Here is a 22893-nt window from a genome sequence, read left to right on the forward strand (position 1 = left end):
TCAGCATGTCCAGGCCCTGCGCGTACGACACAAGCTTGGAGGCGTAGAGCGCCTGGCGGACGTCCTCGACGAAGTTCTCGGGGACCTCGACGGCGATTTCCTCGCCGGCGAGCAACTCCTGGCCGAGCTTGCGCTGTTCTGCCTGGGAGGACAGGGCCCGTGCGAAGACCGACTCTGCGATGCCCGAAACCGGGGAGCCGAGCTCGAGGGCGGAGATGACCGTCCAGCGGCCGGTGCCCTTCTGGCCGGCAGCGTCGACGACGACGTCGACGAACGGCTTGCCCGTCTTGGCGTCAACATGCCCCAGGACCTCTGCGGAGATTTCGATCAGGAAGGAAGCGAGTTCGCCCTTGTTCCATTCGGCGAAGATCCTGGACTGCTCGGCCGGCTCGATGCCGGCACCGGAGCGAAGGAGATCAAAGGCTTCACCGATGACCTGCATGTCGGCGTATTCGATGCCGTTGTGGACCATCTTGACGAAGTGTCCGGCGCCGTCGGTGCCGATCCAGGCACAGCACGGCTGGCCGTCAACCTTGGCGGAGATCTTTTCGAGCAGCGGACCCAAAGCGTCGTAGGACTCCCTGGAACCACCGGGCATGATCGAGGGGCCGTTAAGGGCGCCCTCTTCGCCGCCGGAAACACCGACGCCCACGAAGTGCAGGTCCTTCTCGGCCAGCGCGGATTCGCGGCGGCGGGTGTCCTCGTAGTGCGAGTTGCCGGCGTCGATCACGATGTCGCCGGGCTCCAGCAAGGGAACGAGCTGGTCGATGACGGCGTCAACCGGCTTGCCGGCCTTCACCATGATCAGGACGCGGCGGGGCTTCTCGAGGGAGTCAACGAGTTCCTGGAGGGTTTCCGTGCGGATGAAGTCGCCGTCCGTGCGGTGCTTGGCCAGCAGGGCGTCGGTCTTTTCGACGGAGCGGTTGTGGAGGGCAACGGTGAAGCCGTTGCGGGCCAGGTTGCGGGCCAGATTGGCGCCCATCACCGCAAGGCCGGTGACACCGATGTGTGCTGACATCAAAACTCCAATTCATTCTTGTGCATTGAGTCCTGCTAGGAGCGAGGAAACGCTTTCTAGAGCAGTAGCTGGAATAAACCATACGTATTCGGACCACGTCTGGGAAAGTTGCGCCCACGTTTTGGAAACGTCCGCGTCACAAAAGAGTCTATGTTGCGAGCCAGCACTGTGGGGAGTTCGCCTGCGCTCGGGCTACCGGTGGCGGAGCGGTCAACGCCACTATGCTTACCACTATGTCAACCAGTCTCCACCACCGCGCTGTCGAGCATCTGGGTACCCGGATCGTCGGCGGCAAGCTCCCCACCGGTCATGTCATGTTGGCTGAGCACCTTGAGGAGGAGCTCAAAGTGTCACGGTCGGTGGTACGCGAGGCCGTCAGGGTACTGCAGTCCTTGGGACTGGTGGAAACCATCAAGCGTGTTGGCATCCGGGTCCTCCCCGCGCACCGCTGGAATCCCTTCGATCCGCTGGTCATCCGCTGGCGGCTGGCCGGAGAAGGCCGCGGCGCACAGTTGCGCTCCCTCGCCGAACTCCGCTCCGCCGTCGAGCCCGTAGCCGCAGAACTGGCCGCGGAAAACGCTCCGGAGTCCCTGCGCAGCGAGCTGTTGGAAATCTCCCTGGCCATGCGTGAAGCAGGCCGTGCGGGCGACATGCCCACCTTCCTGGACCTCGACATCCGCTTTCACGCCCTGGTGCTCTCCGGTTCCGGCAACGAAATGTTCGCGAACCTGATCGGTCAGGTCACGGAGACACTCACCGGCCGGACAGTTCACGGGCTCATGCCCGAACATCCGAAGGAAGCGGCCTTGCAATGGCACCTGGATGTAGCCCAAGGCATCAGCGACGGAGACGGCGACAAAGCCCGCGAGGCCTCGTCGAACATCATGCGGGAGACCATCGCGGACCTGTCACCGAGCTGGGAAGGCCAGCCACGGGTATTTGTTCCCGTCGAGCGGCGCTGACGGCTGACCGCCGGCGCCGCTCGATCGATCGACAGATCGACAGATCGACAGATGGACTGAGAGAGGTTAGGCCACAGGCTGGAAGTTAAGCAGGACCTTCCCCGATTCGGCCGAGTTCCTGGCCACGTCAAAAGCCTCCAGGCCGCGGTCCAGCGTGAATTCGTGGGTCACCACCGGATCGACGTAGAGCGAACCGTCTGCGAGCGCGGCAATGACCTCGTCGATCTCGTTGTTGAAACGGAAGGAACCGAGCAGTTCGAGCTCGCGGGTGATGGCCAGCGAAATGAAGACTGGCTGCGGTCCCGAGGGCAGCAGCCCGACCATGACCACCTTCCCGCCGCGTACGGCGCCCTTGATGGCAGATGCCAGTCCGAAGTGGCTGCCGGAGGACTCGATGACGACGTCGGCTTCCACGGCGGCGATTGCCTCGGCGTCATCGCCCTTGAGAACCTCGTCCGCGCCCACTGCGCGCGCGATCTCAAGAGGCTTGTCGTGCATGTCGACCGCCACGATCCGGGTTGCCCCCGCGCGCTTGAGGACCGCAACTGCAAGCGCGCCGATCGGACCGCTTCCGATCACCAGCGCCGTCTTTCCGGCCACGTCCCCTGCGCGGGCGACGGCATGCCAGGCAACGCTGGCCGGCTCCACGAGCGCAGCCGTGCGCAAGTCGAGCGTGGCCGGAAGGACCCGAAGCATGCGGGACGGCAGGGTCGCGTAGCGGCTGAAGGCGCCATCCGTGTGCGGGTACCGCGCTGCACTGCCGAGGTAGGTGCAGCCCGGAGAGAGGTTGGGCCGGTCTTCCGGATACCTGGCGGCACCCGGCGCGGGGCTTGCCGGGTGAACTGCGACGGCGGTTCCAGCTGCCGGGCCGCTGCCATCGGCGGCCTGCTGGACAACTGTGCCGACGATTTCGTGACCGAGCACCATTGGAGCCTTGAGGATTGATTCCCCCGCCGCGCCATGGAGCCAGTAGTGCAGGTCCGAGCCACAGATGCCACCGTAAGCGATCTCGACGACGGCCTGGTCAGGGGTGGGAACAACGAGGGCTATGTCCTCGATGCGAAGGTCGCCGGCGGCGTGGGCCACAACCGCGGGTGAAGACTGCGGAAGCTGAAAGCCAGCATGCTGGATGTCGCTCATTAGACGACCACCGTCATTCCGCCGTCGACGAAGATCGTCTGGCCGTTGACGAAGTTCGAAGCCTCGGAGGCAAGCCAGACCGCTGGACCGGCGAGATCCGCCACGGTGCCCCATCGGTGGGCCGGCGTCCGGCCAAGGATCCAGGAGTTGAAGTCGGGATCGTCCACGAGGTTCTGGGTCATCTCAGTGTGGATGTAACCCGGAGCGATGCCGTTGATCTGAAGGCCGGAGGCCGCCCATTCGGCGGTCATGGCGCGTGTCAGGTTGCGCAGGCCACCCTTCGCGGCGACATAGGGGGCGATCGTGGGGCGCGCCAGGTCAGTCTGCACGGAGCAGATGTTGATGATCTTGCCGCGGCCCCGCGGGATCATGTGGCGGGCGGCTTCACGTCCTACGAGGAAAGCGCTCGTCAGGTCGGTGGTGATGACCCGCTCCCAGTCCTTCACGTCCAGGTCCAGCATCGGGACACGGTGCTGGATTCCCGCATTGTTGACGAGGATATCGAGGGGGCCAACGTTTTCCTCGACCCAGGCAACGCCGCGGGCTGCCTCAGTATCGCTCGTGACGTCGAACGCGCAGCTGTGGATGCGGCCGGGCCCGAAGTCCGCCGCCATGGAGGCTTCCGCGTCCTTGAGCCGTTCGGTGTTGATGCCGTTGAGGACAACGGTGGCACCGGCGTCGGCCAATCCGCGGGCAAGCGCGTTGCCGATGCCGCGGCTGGATCCGGTAACGAGCGCCACGCGCCCGGTGAGATCAAAGAGTCCACTCATGGTTGTTTCCTTACTTGGTTCAAAGGGCTTACGGAAGAGTCGCTGAGGTTGGCGATGGCCTGGCGGACGACGGCGAGGTCGTGGTCGCCCAGGCCTTGATCAATCAGTTCGCGGTAAAGTTCGACGCCGGCAGCCGCCATCGGGACAGCGGCACCGGCCGCTTCGGCGCTTTCGAGCACGAACTTGAGGTCCTTGTGCATGAACTTCGCGGGACCTGTGGGGGCGTAATCCTTGGCTGCCAGGCGTGGGCCGACAATCTCCAGGACCCGGCTTCCGGCGAGTCCGCCGGCCAGGACGTCGAACAGGGCAGAAGCATCCATGCCCGAGCGTTCGGCGAGTTCAGCGGCTTCCGCGAGCGCCGCCGTCGTGGTCCCGACAATCAGCTGATTGCAGGCCTTCGCCAGCGAACCGGCACCCAAGTTGCCCATGCGGCGGACGGTGGTGCCCATGGACTCAAGCACGGGAAGCGATCGCCGGAAGTCTTCTTCGCCGGCTCCCACCATGATGGCCAGCGTGCCGTCCTGAGCGCCTTTGGTGCCGCCGCTGACGGGGGCATCGACGACGACGGCGTTCCCGCCGCTGGCGCTATGGACCGTACGGCCGAATTCCTGCACGGCAGTCGGGGAGACACTGCTCATGATGACCACCATGGTTCCCGGAAGCGGCGCATCCGAGCGCCAGGAATCGAGCAGCGGCGCAGCGGCATCCTGGATGTAGGAGAGATCCGGGAGCATGAAAATGATGACTGGGTGGTCCCGGAGTCCGGCAACGGACTCCGAGCGTTTTCCGCCGAGCTTCTCCAATTCGGCGAGCGCCTCGGCCGAACGGTTCCACGCCGTTACCTCCCAGCCGTTGCCGAGCAGATTGGCTGCCATGGGAAAGCCCATGAGCCCGAGTCCCACAAAACCTGCGGTCTTGGCGGTCATCTTTCGCTTGCACCTCACTTCTTTGTGGTTCATCTTTCAAAAACTGTTCAATATCCTAGCCTCAATTCAGTATGATGAACACCATGACGACTGATGAACTCACCATCGCGATCGCAGTCCCGCTCGAAGCTGAGCATGTGGAGCGTATCCGCGCCGTAGATCCGAGCATTACGGTGCTCTACGAACCCGAGCTGCTTCCTCCGGAACGCTTCCCGGCCGACCACTCCGGCGATCCGGACTTCAAGCGGACTCCCGAACAAGAGGAACGCTACTGGTCAATGTTGAACAAGGCCCAGATCCTCTACGGCTTCCCCAACGAGAATCCGGCCGGCCTGGCCCGCATCGCCCAGAGCAACCCGCACCTGCAGTGGATCCACGCCATGGCCGCAGGTGCCGGTGGCGCCGTGAAGGCGTCCGGCCTCGACAGCGAGACCTTGCAGAAGTTCAAGGTCACCACCTCCGCAGGCGTGCACGCCCTTCCATTGGCCGAATTCGCAGCCCTGGGCATCCTCAACGGCTTCAAGCGCAGCGGGGAACTTGCGCAGGACCAGGCCGCCAAGGTCTGGCCCGAACTGCGCACCCCCACCAAACTAGTGAATGGCTCCAAGCTGGTCATCACGGGTCTCGGCGAAATCGGCCTCGAGACCGCCCGCATCGCCCGCGCACTTGGCATGAAGGTGAGCGGAACCAAGCGGAACGTCGAAGCGATCGAAGGAATCGACGAGGTGGCAGACAACGATGGCTTGGCGGAACTCCTGGCTACGGCCGATGCCGTCGTCAACACCCTCCCCGGCACCCCATACACGGAGAAGCTCTTCAACCACGAAGTCTTCTCGGCGATGAAGCCCGGCGCGGTTTTTGTCAACGTTGGCCGCGGAACCGTTGTTGATGAAGAAGCACTCCTCGAAGCCCTGGACAACGGCCAGGTGTCCTACGCCTGCCTGGACGTCTTCGCCGTCGAGCCACTCCCCCAGGAAAGCCCTCTGTGGAACCACCCGAAGGTCACGGTCTCTCCGCACACCTCTGCGCTCAGCGCCGCCGAGAACCGCCTCATCGCCGAGCGCTTCGCCAGCAACCTGCGTACGTTCCTCGACGGTGGCGAGCTCCCCCACCTCGTGGACATGGTGCACTTCTACTAAACCGCCGACAACCCAGCGCCATCCTGGCGGCCTCTCCGGTTCTTGAACTAGTCCAGTTCCGGAGGGGCCGCTTTGCTGTGTGGGTCGGCTTTGCTGTGTGGGGCGGCTTTGCTGTGTGGGCACGCGCCGCGAAGTACCGCGCGCCATCGTGACCCTCTTTGAATTCGGAAAGCGCTTGCGACTCGGCGAGTCGCGTCATTTGCGGGGTTTCGCTCGGCAAAGAAGGTCAGGAAAGCGCACGACACGAAAGCGACGGCCCCCTCCGAGTTTCGGAGGGGGCCGCCACTGCTTGCGTACGTCGGGGTACGGGACTGCTTACTGCGCGTCTTCCAGGGAACGGAGGTCGCGGCCGGCTGTTTCCGGAGTGAAGAACGTTGTGATGTATGAAATCAGCGCCAGGACCAGCGAGTAGACCGCCAGGACCACCCACGAGTTCCCCGTGGCGCCAAGCAGGATGGCGCCGAACACGGGAACCAGCCCGCCGGCAAAGACAGCCGACAGCTCACGGCTCAAGGCCACGCCCGTGAAGCGATACTGCGAACCGAACAATTCCGGCAGCAGCGGGCACTGGGGGCCAAGCATGGACTGCACGCCAAGGGCGATGCCGACCACCATGACGGCCCACACGAGGGTGACGTTGCCAAGAGTTACCAGGTAGAACGCGGGAATAGCGAAGATTGCCTGGAACAGGGCCCCGTAGCGGTAAACCTTCACTCGACCAATTCGGTCAGACAAGGCGCCGAAGGTAACCACCATGACGGCAGCGAATCCTGCTGCGATCAGCAGGCCGACCGGGCCGATGAACTTGTCGCCCGGGAAGACTCCTTCCTTGACGGAGATGAAGGAGATGAGAAGCGTTCCGTAGATCGACGAGTTGCCATTTTCGCCCATGCGGAGGCCGATGCCGATCAGCACGTTCTTCTTAGAGTGCTTCAAGAGTTCGCCAACGGGGTTCTTCACCACGTTCTTGTGCTTCTCCAGTTCCTGGAACACCGGGGTTTCCTTCAGCCTGAGACGTATGAAGAGTGCCACGACGATCAGGATGAAGCTGGCGAGGAACGGAACACGCCACAGCCAGCCTTCAAGCACGCTTTTGTTGGCCATGCCAATGAGCGCAAAAGTACCGGCGCCGAGGAGGGTTCCGAGCTGGATGCCCACGAACGGCAGCGAAGCAAAGTAGCCGCGGCGCTTTGGGGGAGCAACTTCGGAGATCAGGGTGGTCGCGCCTGCCTGTTCGGCTCCAGCGCCGAGGCCCTGGACAATACGGAGCGTCACCAGCAGGACAGCGCCGAGCATGCCCGCCTGGTCGAACGTCGGCAGCAAGCCGATCGCGAAGCTGGCAAGGCCCATCATGCCGATGGTCATCAGAAGGACCATCTTGCGGCCGAAGCGGTCTCCGATGAATCCGAAGAGGACGCCACCGAAGGGGCGCGCCGCGAATCCGACGCCGTAGGTTGCGAACGACGCGATCAACGCGCCGCTGTCGCCCAGGGGCTTGAAGAACAGCGGTCCGAAGATCAGGGCCGAAGCCAGACCATAAATGTAGAAGTCGTAGTACTCCAGGGCGGATCCTACGGAGCTGGCAAGAGTTGCCCTTCGCAGCTGTTCCGGCTCAACTACTGCGCCGTCCATGTCAGCAAGCTTTGTCTTAGTACGAGTTGTCACAAGCACTCCCTCAAGAACACTCCAGACCCCCGTTGGCCTGGCGAGATAGCGTCAGCCGCCATGGCGTGAATCACTATAGTGAACAGAGTACAGCACGTTGGACAAGTTTCAAGTGGTGTAATCAGATTTATTTATGACCCCGTCGGGCGACGGGTTTACGACCCGTCGGGCGGCGGGTTTACTACCCGTCGGGCGACGAGATCAATCAGCCCATCGGGTTGCCCAGCGAGTGGGCAAGCTCCTTGAGCTCCTTCACCATCAGGGCAGCCTGCTCTTCGGAAAAGGTGGCCTTCAGGGCAGTCACCGAGAGACCGAGGCTGGGGCCATGTGCCCCATGGGTAGGGACGGGCACGGCAAGGCAAACCACGCCGAGCGTGGATTCCTCGTCCTCCAAGGCATAGCCCTGCTTGCGGATCGCAGCCACCTGGGCCTTGAGCTCAGCGGCACTCCGGAGGGACTTCGGGGTCATGACAGGAAGCTCCACGTCGTCCGGGAACATCGCCTCGATGTCATGGTCGTGAAGCTGGGCCAGGAGAACCTTTCCGACGGCGCTCAGGGAGAGCGGCATCTTGTCGCCAATGTTTGAGGTGAGCCGGACGGCAGGGTGCCCTTCGTAGCGCGCCAGGTAGATGATGTGATCGCCGTCGATCATCGCAATCCGCACTGTTTCGCCGGAGAGCGTCGGTGCCTGCTCGCAGAACTTGTAGAACTCCTGGACTTCATCGAGCCGGCTGAGATAAGCGGCGCCAAGTTCGACCAGCTTCCGGCCAAGTGAAAAGTCGGCACCTTCGCGGGTAATAAGCCGGGCTTCCTCAAGAGCCAGCAGCAGGTTTGACGTGGAAGACTTCGGAATCCCGAGTTCCCTCGAAAGATCGCTAAGTGTCAGACGACCCGAAGGTGCCTCCGCCAAGGCATCCATGACCGCGGCCGCGCGAGTCACGGCAGGCGCCGGCGAGGAGCTCCCCAATCCTTCGGCGGAACGGGGGGTGCGGGAATCGGCCATGATTCTCCTTCGCAATCGTGCGTCTGGCGCAGAGTGGGCGCGTGCCAGGCGGAGACGCTACCCAGGGGCAGCGAAACTCCGATCCGCGGCAATCGCGCTTGTTCAATCCACTGAACAACCACCATCATAGTGGCTTGGTGCTGGGATGAGACGCGCCGGACGGACAACGGCTTTCTTTCCATATCCAGAAATTCTCTGTATATTCATCTATGAGCTCTCCACCGCGGCATCCCCCAATAGTCGCGGTGGAGAGCTCTTCCAATTCCCCGCGGTGGATCAGGTACGACGTTAGCCCTGCTGCTGCCAAGGAGTGAGCCGTGGAAGCCAGCGCGGGACGTTGGCACGGTAGTCCTCGTATTCGGCGCCGAACTTACGTGCCAGCGTCGGCTCCTCATGCAACCTGACGACGGCCACCACGGGAACTGCGCCCAGCGCCGCCAGGCCAAACAGCTTCGGCTCTCCGAACAGAAGGCCCTGTCCGGTGATCGCGGCACCAATGCCCACGTATATGGGGTTCCGCACGAACCTGTAGAAACCGCTGACCACGAGGTTCTTCGGTGGCGCAAAGTGTGCCGGCGTGCCTATTCCCTCAAGGGCGAACCGCGCAAACGAATTGGTGATCACCGCCGCGCCGGCGCCGATCAGTAGGACACCTGCGCACTGGGCCGCCAGTCCGCCCGGCACGGGTCGCTGCACTTTCCAACGGGTCATTACCCACGGCAGCAAGCCTGCGAAGGTTGCGGGGGCTAAGGCGAACACCGCCGTACCGATTTCCGCCAGCCTCTTGTCACGCGCTGCATCTCCGGACGCTGTCATGCTGCCATTCTGAACCGCCAAACGGTGGGCGGCAACCATCAGCCCCCGAACGCACGGGGAACGAAAGAAAAGAGCCCCTGAGCTGCGTTTTCGCAGTTCAGGGGTGGACCTTCTTAGTCGATTCTCAAACACATACGACCGGCGCAACGCTGCCATCCCGCGGCGCCTCGTCCCACCTCGTTCGGGTCGCTCACCCAGCACCGTCGCCTTCCCGGCGACCAGGCCGGCAATCGTAGCTACAGAGAAGGACCACCTGGATGAAGCGCCTCATACACATGTCGGGGAACATCGGGCAAGGCCGCGTCCGTTTCGTCGCCGAACCACGTGATCCCGTGGTTATCCATGCGTGCGGTGCTCATGAGCGCGCCGGGAGGCTCTGCCATGTTGATTGCCTGGTCGGCCGCAATGCCGACGACGGTTCCGTCGGCCTCATGTGCTGAGAACTTAACCCGGCGCCCGAAAAGCTGCTGTGTCTGATCGAGGCGCCGCCGGTAAACGATGCCGATATTGTTTGGATCTCCCCCTACTCGCCAGAGTCCAACAAGTTCGACCTGTTCCGACCAATACCGCCGCACGGCAGCAACGATCGCGGTCAGCGGATCAGCGTCGCTCGCAGGCACATCGCCTCCCTCCTTCAAGCCAAGGATACGGGGACGGGAAATGTTCGGCCATACGCCCGGTATGCCCACCCTCCGTCGTGTCAATGGGCAGGAATCTCCTTCGGGAGACTGTTGTACGAGAAACTGACTTGCTCGTCTCCTGCCGCGATCGCTTCCGTCAGCCTGACGATCTCCTCGCTGGCAAGTGCTGTTGCCTGCACTCTCTGCTGTTCCGCCGACAGAGAAGGCTCAACTCGCGTCAAAGCCTTGCTCGACGGATTCGTCAACGAGTAAGGGTTGTTAACTCCCGGATTTGTAATCGAGTAGGTGACCCAGTTCGGACAGCTCCACGCGCCGCCCTGATTGCAGTACATCGTCTGGAGGCCAAGCTTGCCGCCTACGGGCCAGTCATAGTAGGTCGAATACGTCATCGAGTTATAGATGCCGTAAATCTCCCGTTGGTCGGTGAGCTTGCAAACGGAGCCGCTGCATGTGTATTTCCCCGCATACGCTTTGAGAAGATGCTGAGCCCCTTGTGGGGTCACATTCGTTGAAAGCATCACCCGACGCATCGCTTCGAGACTCCAGATATTGTGCTTATTCCATGCCTTGTCCATGCCCCAGCCCCGATCACCGCCTGGGTAGTCTGCATTCCAGAATCCTCTGCGAATGGGGATGCTGCCCACAGTCGGGTTGTTCGCGGTCGTCACAATCTGCTGAGTGGGGTACCCCGTCGGGGGCTCGGCGGCCGTGGCGGGTGCGGCCGTTCCTAGACTTCCGATCGCGAACGCGGCCACGATCACCGTTGCCGCCCTCGCCATCCGTATCTTCGTATGCTTCATCGCTTACCTCCAGTGGTCTCCTGCGTCATTCACGCGAAGTAGGCCAAATTTGGCCCTCGCCTATCACCTCGTTGGTCGCGGAATGTGACTTCCGCCGGCGTATCCGACGGTCACAAGCTATTGGAATACTTTGATTCACGCGTCGCTCGAACGAGGTATCTCCCGTAAACGCCTTGACCAGTTGCCGAAATGGGCCCGAGGACCGTCGAGCAAAGTCAGCTAAACTCCTCGTGGGAGGGAAGAACACGAGTGGGGAGCGTGCCGTCGGTGAACATGGAAGCGCATCAAAGACGGTCTGTCCGCACGTTCCGCCGACTGGTTCAGTGGTTACGAGGGCCCCGGTTTGTGGATCTCCCAGTCCGAGTGGTCGTAGTTCTCATCGGCGTAACTGGGCTTCTGCCATCAGCTGTCGAGTCCCACGAATTGCCCTACCTCGTGATGCATTACGGAGCCAGCGTGCTTGTCATCTGTTCCGGGTTCGCACCGACGACTTCCGGGACACTCGGGTTCGTCCTCTTCGCATTGTTCACAACCCTCTACCCGGCTCTGCTCAATCCATTCACTACCGTGGGCGAGGCCGCCACCGCCGTCCTTCTAAGCAACCGGCTCCTATGGCGGTTTACAACGTTTACGATGATCTTGTTCATGCTTCCGGTTCTGAGATTTGCCCCAAGCGAAGTCGCAGATTCGGGCACCTTTGGAGCGTACGTCTCAATGCTGTTCGGTTGGACCCTAGGGGCGATACTCGGCTTGACAGCCTCAGGTTTCGAATCTCGTGTTCATCAGGAGATTCGGCGCCGCGAGACAACAGTTCGAGAAGCCGAACGCACCCTTTTCGAAACCCGCCGACGCTTCGCCATCGACGCTCACGACACCGTCTCGCATGGCCTCGCGGCCCAGGCCGCCATCATCAAGATGCTCGGCGCCAGAACACCGCCCAGTCCGTCCGGGGACGAGCAACTCGCCGAGCTTGCTTTGGTCAACGCCCAAACGCAGTTCCAACTTCGCAGGCTACTCGCACGGCTTACGGGAAAAGTACGAGAACAACAATCTCCTGTGCCGTTCGACAGAGAGTTTCGGACAGCGCTGGAATCCCTTCTCACTGCCACCGAAGCCGGCGGATTCCACTTCAAAATCAGCGTCGCGAGCCTTCCGGCCTGGGCGCCTGCCGACGTGCTCGAAGGTACTCTCTACGCCCTACAAGAACTAATCACAAATGTCGTAAAACACTCGAATTCACGCGAAGGATGCACGCTTCGCGTGAACTCGACCCGTCACGCAGGTATGACCTGGCTCACTATCAGATCCATCAACGTCGTAGAAGCCGATTTGGACATGAGAGAGACGCCGCGCACGCTTTCAATGCGCGTCGCGCAGATGGGCGGTACCTGCAACGTGTCAACCGAGAGCCCCGGCCGCCTCCAAGTAGAAGTCGGCATACCCCTAACCGCCTAACTCGATAGGGTTCCCGGCCGCTGGCCGCGTCGTACTGGAACCAATCGATCCAAATATCGCAACGGTTCAAAGAGGTTGCCAGCCGGTTCCCGCTGGTGCAGAACGCACAGATCACCGCGACGCCGCACCGCTCGCCCTCTCTCACTCCTCAGAAATGCACCTGCGAGAAGACCTCAGTCCTCCCTCGAACGAGCGAGGACTTGAACCAGGGTTCAGGCCTGCAATAGGAAGATGAGAATCTGCGCAACACTGCTATTGACGCTTGGCACACTATTCGCGGAAGCACCCATGTCAACGACTACGACCCTGCCGATTAGCCCGACCATCGCCACAACACCCGTGCAAACAGGAACTTCCGCGACGCCTGCTCGGTGCGCGATACTGTTCCTCGTCGACAAGCAAGCATTCCGGAGGTATTGCATGTGAAGACAAACCTCGATGCAGGTTTTGGCAAGGCAAGCGGCACTGGCGATCGCATCTCGGTGCTCATTGTTGATGACGACCGTTGGACAACTCGAGCCCTTTTGTTCTCGCTGTCAGGCGACCCGAAACTGGCACCCCTTGCGCCGGTTCATTCCGGGGCGGAGGCGATCAAGGTCTATCGGCAGTTCCAACCCGACGTAGTCCTAATGGACATCAATATGCCCCCGGGCATGACAGGGATTGAAGCAACGGCCTACATCCGAGAGATCAACCCCGACTCGCGAATTGTGCTTCTCACGACGGTGTCACCCGGACCAGGAATCGCTCGCGGACTCGAGGCAGGCGCTTCAGCAGCCCTTAGCAAGACGGCGTCGGACAACACGCTCCGTAAAACGGTTAGACAGATCGCGCGGGGAGATCATCCGAGCCTTATCCGTAACCTCATCGATGACATCATCCTAAGCGGCGATCATCTTCCCGATGCGCCAGCTGCCGCACCCCGGCTATCACCATGCGAACTCGAGACCCTCAGGCTGATATGTGAAGGCCACGGCTATGACGAAATCGCCAACGCGCAAAACATCACACCGTGGACTGTGAAGACCCATGCGAAACATCTCCGCGAGAAACTACTCGCCGAGAACCTTGCCCAACTTGTGGTGCGTGCACTGCAGTACAAATACGTCGCTTATTAGCCCTGCTCTCAGCGTACGAAGAGAGTCACACAGACGGAGAACCGCATTTTTCGATTCCACTAGCGACCCCAGCGAGCTGGCGGATAATGCCCTCTGTATCGATGACTTGTCTGATCAACTCGAACGGCTAAAGGTGCACTTCAAGCGGCAACCATCAGCCCCCGAACGCACCGGGAACGAAAGAAAAGAGCCCCTGAGCTGCGTTTTCGCAGATCAGGGGCTCTTGCCCGGTCTCTTAGCCGTTCGCTCGCTTGCGGCGAATCACGAAGGCCGACCCGATTGCAATGGCGGCGAGAGCCGCGAACAGCAGGGAGAACACGGTTGGGGCCAAGCCGGTGTCGGCCAGTCCGCTCACTGCCTTAACGGTTCCCGTCGCTGGGGGAACCACGGTAACCCCAGAGTCGACGGGCGGATCCACCTGCGGATCGACCGGCGGATCGACGGGCGGATCGACGGTTGCGGCAGTGACCACGACAGTGAGGTTGGCCGAGGTCGGCTCGAACAGCGCTGGCGAGAACCTCGGCGTTTTCGCGGCGCTGGCAATGCTAACCACGCCGCTCACGGTTCCTGCCGCTGCGAACGTCGACGTGGAACTGATCACCCAGGCGCCGTTGTCCTCCGTCACAGCGGCCGCGACCGGGTCTCCCCCGGCCCACGACACCGTTGCCGTGATAGGTTCGGCGGCGGCGGGCGACGCCGCCGCGGCATCCACTAGGAAGGCTGCTGGAGCGGCGATTCCAGCGGCGATTCCAGCGGCGCCGGCGAAGGTGACCCGCGCGACCTCGATGGCCTTCTCCTGACCCGCGATCGCGGTCAAGTCCGCACCCGGAAGTATCACCGGAGTGGCCTTGCGCGGAGCGGAGACACTCGGGATCCAGTCCTTCCGGGCCGTGGCCCAGTCAAGGCCTGCCTTGGTGCCGGACAGTGCGAAGTCGAGCCGACCGCCGTTCCGGAGCTCGTCCACATCGACCCAGGCCGCCGTGTGCACTTTATCGTTCACGGTGACACCGGCGATGTAGCTCGGCAACTTCTCGTTCGCGCCCGCCGCGGTGATCCGCAGTTTTTCACCGCTCTCGAGGGTGATCGTGGCGCCCTGCACCTTGGGGGCGTTGAGCGCCATGATCCCCGAGCCGGGCATCACCGGCTGGATGCCGAGCGAGGCCATCACATACCAAGCGGCGAGGGTGCCGAGGTCGTCATTGCCGACTCCGCCGCCGGGGGTGTTCGGGAAGCGGTTGAGGTTGGCCGCGAGCACATCGTTGGTCTTGGCCGGCTCACCGACGAAGCCGTACAGCCAGGGGTTCATCATCATCGGTTCGTTACCCGGGTTGTATCCGATGCTCGTGTAGTACGTGCTGCCACCCGCCGCCCAGCTACTCGGAGAGACCCCGGGAGCAGACTCGAGGGCCGGCTGGTTGAAGTAGTAGTCGAGTCGTTTGACGAACTCGTCGCGACCGCCCATCTTCTGCTGCAGACCGACCACATCCTGCGTCGCCATCCACTGGTAGTGCCAGGGGGTTCCCTCGTGGAAGCCGGACCTGGTCACATCCGTGCGCTCCGGAACCGAGACGAACTGGCCCTCGGGAGTGACGGCGTTGACGATGCCCTTGAAACCGCCGCTGAGTGCGACATCAGGGTTCCAGAGCTTCAACCAGTTGGTGCCGCGGTCCAGGAATTTCGCGGCCTGGGCGGTCTTACCCAGACGCTGCGCGGCCGAGCCGATGCTGGCGTCCGCCGCGGCGAACTCCATCGTGGCCGAGCCGCCGTGGCGATACTCTTCGAACTGGCCGCCGAGGCCACCGCCCCCCTCCGGGTAGAAGGGGATGTGGCCGTTGGCCAGGTAGAACGCGGCGCTCTGCCGGCCGACGGATGCGACGCCGGCAGGAGGCGCCGTGGTGGCGTTCTCGACGAGGTAGTCCCACATCCGGTCGGCGATGTCGGCGGGCACGGTGCCGAGTGTGAAGTTCTCCGCGATCCACGGGGAGACCGGGTCGCCGGCCATGATGTTCGTCTCGACCGAGCCGAGCGACCAGCGCGGGAACCAGCCGCCCTCGACCCGCGCCTGGTACATCGACCGGACGATGTCAGAGGCGCGGTTTTTTGCGAACAACGCGTGGAACGTCGCCTGCGTGCGGTAGGTGTCCCACAGCGAGAACGTCTGGTAATAGTTCCAGCCGTCGGCGGTGTGCGTCTTGGCGTCCATTCCCGTGTACCGGCCGTCGACGTCGCTTCCGATGGTCGGCGACAGCAGCGTCTTATACAGCTGGGTGTAGAAGATCTTGCGCTGCTCGGCGGATGCCGTGATTTCGAACCGGCCGAGTTCGGCGTTCCAGGCGTCGCGGGCTTTCGCGCGGATCTGGTCAAACGGCACCCGGGAGCCGTCGGCGGTCGCCTCCGCGATCCGGTTACCGCGGGCGCCTTCGACGCTCACGTACGAGACCCCGACGCTCACCTCGACGTCGCGGTCCGTGGTGGTGTCGAACGTGGCGACGAACCCGTTGTTCCCGCCGGCGACCTCGCTGGAGTTCCGGCCGGCGGCAAACACGCCGTTCGTATCCCAGGTTCCGGTCGACAGCGGAGCGCGGTCGAAGGTGGCGCTGAAGTAGTAGCGGGACTTCTTCTCGCTTCCGCTGCAGAACCCACCGTTGTCAATCCAGCCCTCGAGGGTGGTCCCATCGACCCAGGAGACCGAACTCGCGCCGGCGGTGCGCAGCGTCTGACCCGTGTTGAACGAGAGATTGGAGGTCGTGCCTGCCGGGAAGGTGTAGCGGTGCGCGCCCACTCTGGTGGTGGCCGAGAGATCGACCTTGACGGAGTTGTCGAGAGTGACACCGTAGTAACCGGCTGTGGCGGATTCGCTTCCGGATTGGATGCTGGTGGACCGGCGCGAAGTGGTGGGCGTGGCGGTGGTGCTGGGCGAGACCAGGAGCTCACCGGCGGCCGGGCAACCCGCGCTGTTGACGTGCCGGTGGCTGAACCCCCACACGCGACCGGCGTTTTTGCTGTACGACGTGGAACCGTAGCTGTTGGTGTTGTCAGGGCTGAGCTGCACCATCCCGAACGGGAGCGTCGCTCCCGGGTAGGCATTGCCCTCGCTCTCGGTGCCGACGAACGGGTTGACCTCGGTGGAGAGGTCGGTGACGGCCGGAGCCGCGGATGCCTCGACCGGAGTTCCGATGGCGAGCGCGGCCGCAACCGCCATCGCCGGCGCGAGCCGCGAACGACGTCGCCCTCCCCGGCTCCCTGGGCGTACAGCCGGACTGTCGTGTGGGCTTGACATCGTGGGGTGTCCTCCTTGACCTGGCTCACGGGTATCGAGCATCAGCGCTCATCACCGCTGTCCGCCGCCGAGCGGTGACGGACAACAGTGCGTGGAAACGTTTCCACGCGGCCGAGTCTACTCAGCACGCCTCGACGGCGTCAACGCCTGAGAAGTAGCGACCGAGATGAATTCCGGTCAAAGGGGATTTACAGGGGCCTCCGAACTGGCCTCAGCGCGCGGCGAGCACCGCATCGCGACTCAGCTCTCCCGAGCCCCGCACGATGAGACGGGTGGGCAGCCTGATCGTCTGAGAGGGCGAGACATTGCCGTCCAGACGCTTGTAGAGCATCCCCATCGCGATCCGCCCCATCGCTTTCGGGTCCTGCGCCACCACTGTGATCCCGGGCACGACGACGTCGGCAAGTTCGAAGTCGTCGAAACCCACGATCGCCAGCGAGGTTTTGTGGATGCGCAGCGCGCTGATCACGTTGATGCTCGTGCGGTTGTTGCCGGCAAAAACCGCGGTCGGGGGGTCATCTGATGCCAACATCCGCCCGAGAGGCTCGTCGACCGGCTCGCGGGTCGTCGCGCTGGAGTAGACGAGTTCGGGGTCGAAGGGGATACCCGCTTCCTCGAGTGCGTCCCGGTAGCCGGAGATGCGCTCGCTCGCGGTGTAGAGGTCCGGCCGATCGGTGAAGCACGCGATCCGCCTATGCCCGTAGCCGATGAGATGCGCGACGCCGGTGCGCGCGCCGCCGCGGTTGTCCACGATCACGGCGTCGACATCCAGCACCCGCGGCGGGCGGTCGACGAAGACCATGCTCGTACCGGCGTCGAGCTCCGCACGCAGGTATTCCTCGTCGCCGCCTTCGGGGAGAGTGATCACCAGGCCGTCGACCCGGCGGGCGCAGAAGGTCAGGATCATCTTGCGGGCGCGCTCCGGGTCCTTGTCCGAGGAAGCGGTCAGGAGCACGGAATCGCGGCGCAGGACCTCCTCCTCCACGGAGCGGTTCAACAGGGAGAAGAAGGGGTCCGCGACATCCTCGACCAACAGCCCGATGCTGGCCGTCGCACCGGTTCTGAGCATCCTGGCACCGTCGTTGCGACGGAATCCGAGCCGCTCGATCGCTGCGTTGACCGCGGCGACGCTCTCCTCGCTCACGTTCGACTTGCCGTTGACGACCCGGGAGACCGTGCCGACACCGACTCCGGCGACCCGCGCGACGTCTTTCATTGTGGCACGAGAATTCGGACGCTCGGCAGCCATCCTCAACCCGTCACCTGCATCCATTTCCGAAACCATCCCGCGATGCACTTTAGCACCGCGATCCGCTTCATCGCGGTGCGACGTTCTGCTCCGGAATCTTGGTAGACAGCGATGCTGAGAACAACTTCCAAAGCGGTCGCAGAAGAAGGATTGCTTCCCCGCGATCGGCGCGGAGATCTATGCCTGGGATGCGCGCGAGGTCGCCGCGGTAGCGCTCGACGCCGTCAGGTCGTTTTCGTCGTCCGCTTCAGAACGCACCGCTTCAGGCAGCGGGCTTGAGCCGAAGGAGTTCATGCTGTTTTCAGCGGATACGACGGCGGCCTTCCGCTCCGTGCTCGAATCCCGACGTTTGCGTCGCTGCACCACGAAGTAAAGAGCGGTCACGAGTGCGAGGAACGGCAAGCCAAAGGTCAGCGTCATGCTGAAGGCGTCGGTGGCCAGGGTGCTGGCAAGGATCGCGAGCATGAGCACGGCGCCCAGGATGGTGCCCACGGGGTAGAACTTGGTCTTAAACGTCAGTTCTGTTCCGGAACGTTTCATGCTGCGACGGAAGAACCAATGGGTCACAAAAATCATGAACCAGGTGAACATCGCCCCGAACATCGAAATGGCCATCATGAACGTGAATGCCGTCTCGGGGAACATGGCGTAGACCACGGTGGCGATTGCAATTCCGGCGGTGGAGAGGATCAGTGCGTTCACGGGTGAACCGTTTGCGCGCAGCTTACCCAATTGGGCGGGAGCATCACCGCTGCGCGAGAGACTGAAGATCATGCGTGTGGAGATATACAGTTGGCTATTCATGGCCGACAGGGCCGCGATGATCACCACTATGGTCAGCAGGCTGTCCGCGAAGGGAATGCCCAGGCTTTGCATCACGGTGACGAACGGGCTTCCGCCGGTGAGGATCTGACCCATCGGGGCGATGGCCATGATGAGGGCCAAGGTGACGATGTAGAACAGGAGCAGCCGCACGATGGTGGTGCGGAACGCTTTCTTGACCGCCGTGGCAGGATCGCGGGCCTCGCCTGCTGCAACGGCGATCATTTCGATGCTGAGGTAGCTGAAGATCGATACAATCACCGCAAACCAGGTGCCGGACAAACCGTGGGGGAAGAAGCCGCCGTCGGCAGCGTAGTTCTGGAAACCTGTGCCCTCTTTGCGGGTGCCGAACACGATGTAGGCAGCCAGCACAATGAAGGCGACGATCGCGAAGACCTTGATGCTTGAGAACCAATATTCGAGTGTCCCGAATGCCTTGACGTTCATCGCATTGACAGCGATTAACACGGCCGAAAACAGGATGACCCACAACAGAGCCGGAACATCCGGGAACCAAAGCTTCATGTATTCGCCGATGGCCGTGACCTCCGTTCCCACGGCAAGGACAATGCAGGACCAATACATGTACTTGACGAGGAAGCCGGCCAAGGGGCTGACGTAGTGTTCGGCGTAGGCTCCGAATGATCCGGAGGTAGCGTGGGCAACCGTCATCTCTGACAGGCTCCCCATAAGCAACAGCGCGATCAAACCGCCGATCGCGTAGCTGATGATCACGCTGGGGCCAGCCAGGCCGATCGCAAACTTGCTCCCCAGGAACAGCCCCGTCCCGATGGCTCCCCCAAGGGCGATCATGGTCATTTGGCGCGAAGTGAGCTGCCGTTTGAGGCCGCCCTCCCGTTGTTGGATCTTATCGAAACTGTCCATCCCGACCTCCTTGTCGATTCTGCAAATTGCTTCAAGTTAGAATCCAACTACAGCCTGAAGCAAGGATTCTGAAGAATCGCAAAATAGATAGAGGTGATTTCGTGGTGTATTCATCGGACCCCCGTCCGCAGGGGCCGCTTTCGAATCAGGTTCGGCTGGACGATACAGACCGGTTGATCCTCAAAGAATTGATGTCCGATGCCAGGATTCCCAACAATGTGTTGGCCTCCAAAGCCGGCATTGCTCCTTCCACCTGCCTGGGTAGGGTCCGCGCACTGCGCGAGGCTGGGATCATCCGGGGCTTCCATGCGTCCGTGGACCTCGAGGCCATGGGGTTGCTGGTCTACGCGCTCATCTCCGTGCGTGTGAACTCGCAGGCGCGAAACAAGATGTTGGCCATCGGGCAGCGGCTCCGGGCCCTGCCAAACGTTCAGAGTGTTTTCCTGTTGGCGGGCGACCAGGACTTCCTCGTGCACGTCGCCTGCGGAACACCAAAGGAACTTCGGGATTTCATTGCCGCGCATCTGGCGTCGGATCCCGCCATTGCAAATACCCAGACGAACCTGGTCTTCGACCACCTGACGCCGGGGGACTAAGTCCAGCCAGATTGCGGTACGCCCCCTGCAGGGATGGCACGCTCGATCAAAAGAAAAGAGCCCCTGAGCTGCGTTTTCGCAATTCAGGGGCTCTTCTTGCCTGGTGGGTCCTACCGGGATCGAACCGATGACATCCACGGTGTAAACGTGGCGCTCTACCAGCTGAGCTAAAGACCCAAACACTGATTTCAGCGCCCTCGGCGCTTCAACCAACGAACATGTACTCTACCGGATCAATCGCCCGGAACACCAATCGGCTGGTTGGAAGGCAGCAAATCGGGAAGTTCAGCGGCAAGCCAGGCCAGCGCGCCACTGACTCCCGCTTCCACTTTGAGGTTCGCGAACCCATCGCCGCGGGTCGGTCCCCGGTTGATGATCACTACCGGCTTACCGAGTTTGGCTGCGTGCCGCACGAACCTCAGCCCGCTCATGACCGTCAACGAAGAACCTGCCACCAGCAGCGCCCCGGCTTCGTCCACCATGGAATAGGCGCGCTGCACCCGATCCCTGGGCACATTTTCACCGAAATACACGAAGTCAGGCTTGAGCGTGCCCCCGCAAACGGGACAAACGGCGACGACGAACGATCGGATGAGCTCGGGATCCTCTACCAAGGCATCGGCGTCGGGAGCCATTTCCACGACGCCGGAAGCCTGGGCGGCTTCGAGGAAGCCGGGATTGATTTCCTCAAGAATGGACGCCACGAGCCGCCGGGTGAAGACGTGACCTTCCTTAAGGCAGATCACGCGATCGTAGCGGCCGTGCAGGTCCACCACATTGACGCTGCCGGCGTCCTCGTGCAGACGGTCCACATTCTGCGTGATGAGTCCCGTGATCAGCCCGCGCCGTTCAAGGAGTGCGACGGCGGCATGCCCGGCATTGGGGTCCGCATGCCGGAGATGCGACCAGCCAAGGTGGTTCCTCGCCCAGTACCGGCGCCGGTTGCCAGGGCTCCCGATGAACTCCTGGAAGGTCATGGGATTTCGCGGCGCGGCCCCCGGACCGCGGTAGTCAGGGATTCCGGAGTCAGTGCTCAGGCCGGCTCCCGTCAAAACAGCAATCCGCTTGCCGCCGAGAATCGCGGCGGCTTGGCGGAGAACGTCCAACTCGCCTGCATCCAACTCAACCGTGGGGGCCGGCGGAAGAATGGCGAAGCCAGTCATTCCGACGCCGGGCCGTTGGGCGCTCATCGGCGCTAGGCCTGGCCAAGTGCGGATAGTGCCTCGCGGTATTCCGCCAGATCGCGTGCTTGGCCGCGCGGATTGACGACGACATAACGGACGATGCCCGCGGCATCAATGATGAAAGTGCCCCGCAAGGACATGCCGGTAGCGGCATCAAACACGCCATACTTCTCGGCAACTTCCCCGTGCGGCCAGAAATCGGCCAAGAGATCGAACTCGTAGCCTTCCTTGTCCGCGTACGCCCGCAAAGCGAACTTGCTGTCCACCGACACCCCAAGGACTGTGGCGTTGGCGTGTTCGAAAATACCTAGATTGTCACGGATCTCGCACAGCTCCCCCGTGCAGATTCCGGAGAAGGCGAAGGGATAGAAGACCACCACCACGTTGCGGCCACGGAGATCCGACAAGCGAACCGGCTCCCCAAACTGGTTCACCAGCTCAAAATCCGGGGCTTCCTGGCCCACTACGGGAACTGCCGGACGCAGTCCGGCAGGGTTCAACCTGGAGTGTGTCACTTGTTCTTCTTGCGCGCTACAAGCCGCGTGGCGCTCCAGTCCTTGGAGACGCCTGCGGAAGTAGTGCTATGCAAGCCGGCGGTAGGAGCAGCGTCCTGAATATCCGAAGGCGAGACGTAGTTGTCGCGGCCCGACTTGGGGGTCAGCACCCAGACGACGCCCCCTTCACCCAAGGTGGTCAGTGAATCAACTAATGCGTCGACAAGGTCTCCGTCACCATCGCGCCACCAGAAAATGACCGCATCCACAACCTCGTGATCGTCTTCGTCAAGCAGCTCGGAACCCGTGAGTTCCTCAATGTCATCACGCAAATCGAAATCGACATCATCGTCGTAACCGAGTTCCTGAATTAGATCCCCATCTTTGAAACCCAATCTTTCCGCCACATTTACCGATGTGGCGGCGTCGGCCTCGCTCACGTTTCCTCCTCTTGAAGTGATTTCGATTACTACAAGCCAACACCCTTTGGGCGTGTGCTTCAAGCCATTGTCCCGCGTTCCACCATAATCCGCGCCCCAGCCACGGCTAAAGCCAAAGCTGCAATCGGGGCCATAGCCATGACTACAGCCACAACTGCCTACGATGTAACAGCTTGAGTGTGACATACAACGCCTTCACGACAGCGCGGCTACGCATCGCGGCTCGTACAAAGCTACAGTGGCCAGTGAAGACTTTGGCTGCAGGGCAACCGCCCGCCGCGAATAGCGCAGCTTGAGCTCAAGAGAACCTGCCCGGCGCACATGACCGGGCTGTTGTAACCGATATGTCGCACACGCCGCGTTCATGACGGGCAGTTACCCTGCCGGACCTGAGGCGACGATGAATGCGCCAAAAGAGAGGTTGGACGTGGCTGCAGGAGAAGAGACCTCACACATCCTTAGCGGGTTGACTAGCCAGCTGCCTGATCGT

At 62.3% G+C, this 22893-nt stretch carries 20 protein-coding genes and 1 tRNA gene; 5 read left to right on the forward strand and 16 right to left on the reverse strand.

Translation table 11 applies throughout. From position 1 onward, the window contains the following. Positions 1–1018, reverse strand: a 1018-nt coding sequence (gene gndA / locus NFJ07_RS24565; protein ID WP_269998619.1) for an NADP-dependent phosphogluconate dehydrogenase, incomplete at its 3' end; no start/stop codon positions are given. A gap of 233 nt (positions 1019–1251) precedes the next feature. Here gndA and NFJ07_RS24570 point away from each other — a divergent pair. Then, positions 1252–1980, forward strand: coding sequence for a FadR/GntR family transcriptional regulator (locus NFJ07_RS24570; protein WP_269998621.1), 729 nt, complete (start codon positions 1252–1254; stop codon positions 1978–1980). Between the two features lie 66 nt (positions 1981–2046). On the opposite strand, the gene NFJ07_RS24575 is transcribed toward NFJ07_RS24570, so the two are convergent. From NFJ07_RS24575 to NFJ07_RS24585, 3 genes are read right to left on the reverse strand one after another with little or no spacing between them, the layout of a single operon-like run. Beyond that, positions 2047–3120 (reverse strand): L-idonate 5-dehydrogenase, encoded by a 1074-nt coding sequence (locus NFJ07_RS24575; RefSeq protein WP_269998624.1) that lies wholly within the window; start codon positions 3118–3120, stop codon positions 2047–2049. Beyond that, positions 3120–3890 (reverse strand): SDR family oxidoreductase, encoded by a 771-nt coding sequence (locus NFJ07_RS24580; RefSeq protein WP_269998625.1) that lies wholly within the window; start codon positions 3888–3890, stop codon positions 3120–3122. Before NFJ07_RS24580 ends, NFJ07_RS24575 begins: the two co-directional genes overlap by 1 nt. Beyond that, complete coding sequence (locus NFJ07_RS24585; RefSeq protein ID WP_269998627.1) at positions 3887–4816, reverse strand: NAD(P)-dependent oxidoreductase; 930 nt, start codon at positions 4814–4816, stop codon at positions 3887–3889. Before NFJ07_RS24585 ends, NFJ07_RS24580 begins: the two co-directional genes overlap by 4 nt. A gap of 71 nt (positions 4817–4887) precedes the next feature. On the opposite strand from NFJ07_RS24585, the gene NFJ07_RS24590 reads away from it, so the two are divergent. Continuing rightward, positions 4888–5955, forward strand: coding sequence for a D-2-hydroxyacid dehydrogenase (locus NFJ07_RS24590; RefSeq protein WP_269998629.1), 1068 nt, complete (start codon positions 4888–4890; stop codon positions 5953–5955). Positions 5956–6270: 315 nt separating this feature from the next. Here the strand turns inward: NFJ07_RS24590 and NFJ07_RS24595 are convergent, their stop codons facing one another. From NFJ07_RS24595 to NFJ07_RS24615, 5 genes are all read right to left on the reverse strand, one after another. Then, on the reverse strand, positions 6271–7626 hold the full coding sequence (locus NFJ07_RS24595) for an MFS transporter (protein ID WP_269998631.1): 1356 nt from the start codon (positions 7624–7626) through the stop codon (positions 6271–6273). A gap of 199 nt (positions 7627–7825) precedes the next feature. Further along, positions 7826–8623 (reverse strand): IclR family transcriptional regulator, encoded by a 798-nt coding sequence (locus tag NFJ07_RS24600; RefSeq protein WP_269998633.1) that lies wholly within the window; start codon positions 8621–8623, stop codon positions 7826–7828. A 288-nt stretch (positions 8624–8911) separates the two neighbouring features. Next, positions 8912–9439 carry a methyltransferase family protein gene (locus tag NFJ07_RS24605; RefSeq protein ID WP_269998635.1) on the reverse strand — a complete coding sequence of 176 codons (528 nt, stop codon included), beginning with the start codon at positions 9437–9439 and terminating at the stop codon, positions 8912–8914. Between the two features lie 236 nt (positions 9440–9675). Continuing rightward, complete coding sequence (locus NFJ07_RS24610) at positions 9676–10059, reverse strand: hypothetical protein (protein ID WP_269998637.1); 384 nt, start codon at positions 10057–10059, stop codon at positions 9676–9678. 80 nt (positions 10060–10139) lie between these two features. Continuing rightward, on the reverse strand, positions 10140–10880 hold the full coding sequence (locus NFJ07_RS24615; protein ID WP_269998639.1) for a hypothetical protein: 741 nt from the start codon (positions 10878–10880) through the stop codon (positions 10140–10142). Between the two features lie 363 nt (positions 10881–11243). Between NFJ07_RS24615 and NFJ07_RS24620 the strand changes: the two genes are divergently transcribed. After that, entirely contained in the window at positions 11244–12335 is a 1092-nt protein-coding gene (locus tag NFJ07_RS24620; RefSeq protein ID WP_269998641.1) for a sensor histidine kinase, read from the forward strand. Positions 12336–12757: 422 nt separating this feature from the next. Next, entirely contained in the window at positions 12758–13453 is a 696-nt protein-coding gene (locus NFJ07_RS24625; RefSeq protein WP_269998642.1) for a response regulator transcription factor, read from the forward strand. A gap of 235 nt (positions 13454–13688) precedes the next feature. Here NFJ07_RS24625 and NFJ07_RS24630 read toward each other — a convergent pair whose 3' ends face one another. From NFJ07_RS24630 to NFJ07_RS24640, 3 genes are all read right to left on the reverse strand, one after another. Beyond that, a complete protein-coding gene (locus tag NFJ07_RS24630) occupies positions 13689–16733 on the reverse strand; it encodes a GH92 family glycosyl hydrolase (RefSeq protein WP_269998644.1) in 3045 nt (1014 codons plus the stop codon). Between the two features lie 211 nt (positions 16734–16944). Next, complete coding sequence (locus tag NFJ07_RS24635) at positions 16945–17949, reverse strand: LacI family DNA-binding transcriptional regulator (RefSeq protein ID WP_269998645.1); 1005 nt, start codon at positions 17947–17949, stop codon at positions 16945–16947. Between the two features lie 210 nt (positions 17950–18159). After that, positions 18160–19689, reverse strand: coding sequence for an amino acid permease (locus tag NFJ07_RS24640; protein WP_269998646.1), 1530 nt, complete (start codon positions 19687–19689; stop codon positions 18160–18162). A 104-nt stretch (positions 19690–19793) separates the two neighbouring features. On the opposite strand from NFJ07_RS24640, the gene NFJ07_RS24645 reads away from it, so the two are divergent. Beyond that, positions 19794–20285: an Lrp/AsnC family transcriptional regulator gene (locus NFJ07_RS24645; protein ID WP_333482080.1), complete on the forward strand. Its 492-nt coding sequence runs from the start codon at positions 19794–19796 to the stop codon at positions 20283–20285. 101 nt (positions 20286–20386) lie between these two features. Here the strand turns inward: NFJ07_RS24645 and NFJ07_RS24650 are convergent. The 4 genes from NFJ07_RS24650 to NFJ07_RS24665 form a co-directional block, all read right to left on the reverse strand. Then, positions 20387–20462, reverse strand: a tRNA-Val gene (locus NFJ07_RS24650). A gap of 56 nt (positions 20463–20518) precedes the next feature. Further along, positions 20519–21475, reverse strand: a complete 957-nt coding sequence (locus NFJ07_RS24655; RefSeq protein WP_269998651.1) for a Sir2 family NAD-dependent protein deacetylase — start codon at positions 21473–21475, stop codon at positions 20519–20521. Positions 21476–21480: 5 nt separating this feature from the next. Beyond that, complete coding sequence (locus tag NFJ07_RS24660; RefSeq protein ID WP_269998653.1) at positions 21481–21984, reverse strand: peroxiredoxin; 504 nt, start codon at positions 21982–21984, stop codon at positions 21481–21483. Next, on the reverse strand, positions 21981–22403 hold the full coding sequence (locus NFJ07_RS24665) for a DUF3052 domain-containing protein (RefSeq protein WP_269998655.1): 423 nt from the start codon (positions 22401–22403) through the stop codon (positions 21981–21983). The genes NFJ07_RS24660 and NFJ07_RS24665 overlap by 4 nt, the downstream gene beginning before the upstream one ends. Between the last annotated feature and the right edge of the window lie 490 nt (positions 22404–22893).

The organism is Arthrobacter sp. B2a2-09 (assembly GCF_027587375.1).
GTDB lineage: Bacteria > Actinomycetota > Actinomycetes > Actinomycetales > Micrococcaceae > Arthrobacter.